At 23.4% G+C, this 2,367-nt stretch carries 2 protein-coding genes; both read left to right on the forward strand.

The features are described from left to right. The first annotated feature begins 268 nt into the window (after window positions 1-268). Window positions 269-1,228, forward strand: a complete 960-nt coding sequence (locus A9758_RS02950; protein ID WP_011407153.1) for a cobalamin biosynthesis protein — start codon at window positions 269-271, stop codon at window positions 1,226-1,228. Window positions 1,229-1,241: 13 nt separating this feature from the next. Continuing rightward, on the forward strand, window positions 1,242-2,228 hold the full coding sequence (locus A9758_RS02955) for a cobalt-precorrin 5A hydrolase (RefSeq protein ID WP_011407152.1): 987 nt from the start codon (window positions 1,242-1,244) through the stop codon (window positions 2,226-2,228). Window positions 2,229-2,367: the final 139 nt, after the last annotated feature.

Below are 2,367 nucleotides of genomic sequence, written 5' to 3' on the forward strand. Positions count from 1 at the left end.
AATTTACACTTGAAATATACTTTTATAATTTAATTTTTTTTTCAAAGAAAAATTTCATTACACTTGAAATTCATGTTTCTTTTTTATATTTCCAAAATATATTTTTACTTACACTTGAAATGTACCTCTCATATATTTATTTTATTTTAGATAACTTTTTTTTACACTAGCAAAGTAAGTCTCACTATTTGATTTTATTTTTTTGTGAAAAAAATTACATTTGAAATACACCTCTATTATATACTTTAAAAAAAATAATATAGTAATAATGATATATGAAAGTTTAATATATGGAATTTCAATAATATTCCTAGCTATACTAATTGATATGATACTTGGTGAAGTTCCAACAAAAATACATCCAGTAGTTTACATGGGTAATATAATTTCAAGATTAAAGAATTATTTACCTAACACACGATTTTCTGGACTTTTAATAGTTTTAACAACAAATTTTATTGTTGTAGTAGTTACATTGTTATTTCTGATTATTTTAATGTTAATAAATCAATGGTTATACTTAATATTTGCAGCATTAATTCTATCAACAACATTCTCAATAAATTTCCTAATTAAATCAGTACAAGATATTCAAAATGATTTAAATGAAGATATTAATAAGGCACGAAAATCAATGTCATATCTTGTAAGTAGAGATACTACTCAATTAACAGAGTCTAGAATAACATCAGCAGCAATAGAAACACTATCAGAAAATATTACTGATAGTATAATTTCACCATTATTTTACACAGCACTACTTGGATTACCATTTGGAATATTTTTTTCAATACTATTTGCAATGATATATAGAGCATCAAATACAATGGATGCAATGCTTGGATATAAAACAAAAGAATTAATTGATGTAGGATATTATCCTGCAAAACTAGATGATCTATTAAATTACATTCCAGCAAGAATAACTGGATACTATGTGATATTTGCAGCATTTATATTAAAATATGATTATAAACAATCATATGATGTTATGAAAAAGTATGCTTTAAAAACACCAAGTCCTAACAGTGGTTATTCTATGGCAGCAACTGCAGGAGCTTTAAATATTAAGTTAACAAAGGAAAATGTTTATGAATTAGGATATGGAACTGATAAATTAACTAAAGATAAAATAACACAAGCAATAAACATAACAAAAGTAACTTCTATTTTATTTATAATTACAATTCTAGTAATATACTTAATATTTATAGTCTTATTAATGTAGGAGGTATGTTAATATGAAAATAGCAATATTATCTGTTACAAATCAAGGTAAAATAATCTCTGATAAATTATATGAAAATTTAGTAAAAAATCCACTTATATTACATATACAACAGTATCATAAAAATATTAAAAGTACTGTTAAAGAAATCTTTGATAAATATGATTGTATTATAGCAATAATGGCTTCTGGAATTATAATCAGATCCATTGCACCCTATGTAAATTCAAAATTATCAGATCCAGCGGTGATATTAATTGATGATCATGGTAATTTTGTTATAAGTCTTCTTAGTGGACATATTGGTGGAGCTAATGATTTAACAACAAAAATAGCATCTATTATCAATTCAACACCTGTAATTACCACATCAACTGATGTGAATAATAAAATAGGTATTGATTCAATAGCAAAACGTTATTATTGTCATATTAAATATCCTAAAAATATACAATACATTAACAAAGCATTAGTTGATAATAAAATTGTTGATTTATATCTTCCATATAAGTATTCATATATATTAACAGATAATATTAAAAGTTCATATAACATTCATTTTGATGATAAAATAGATTATATTAAATCCATCTATGATAATCATGAAGTTATTTTAACTTTTAAACAGTTAGTTATGGGTATTGGTGCAAGACGTAATATATCTCCATCTAAAGTTAAAAATGCAATAGAACAAGCATGTAAAATACTTGAAATACCTGTGGAAAGAATTGATTTTTTTGCAACAGCTGATGTTAAGAAAAATGAAGTAGGAATACTTGAAAATATAAAACAATTAAATAAATCTCTGAAAATAATACCAATGGATTCTATTAAAACTTATCAAAATGAGGAATGTTCCAAGTCAGACTTTGTTATGAAACAATTTGGAGTAAAGGGTGTTTGTGAACCAACGTGTTTAATAGCAAATGATAATTCTCATTTAATCTTTAAAAAAACAGCATATGATGGTGTTACAATTGCAGTATCATTGAATGGCTAAAAAAAAGTTACACTTGAAATTCATGTCTTTTACATATTTTTTATTTTTTTTTATTTTTCTTAAATTATTTATTTGATATTATTTAAACTTTTTTTAATTTATTTTTTTGAATAAGACATAATATTAATCATTAGAATCA

It is taken from the genome of Methanosphaera sp. A6, assembly GCF_001729395.1.
In the GTDB taxonomy this organism is placed as follows: domain Archaea; phylum Methanobacteriota; class Methanobacteria; order Methanobacteriales; family Methanobacteriaceae; genus Methanosphaera; species Methanosphaera stadtmanae.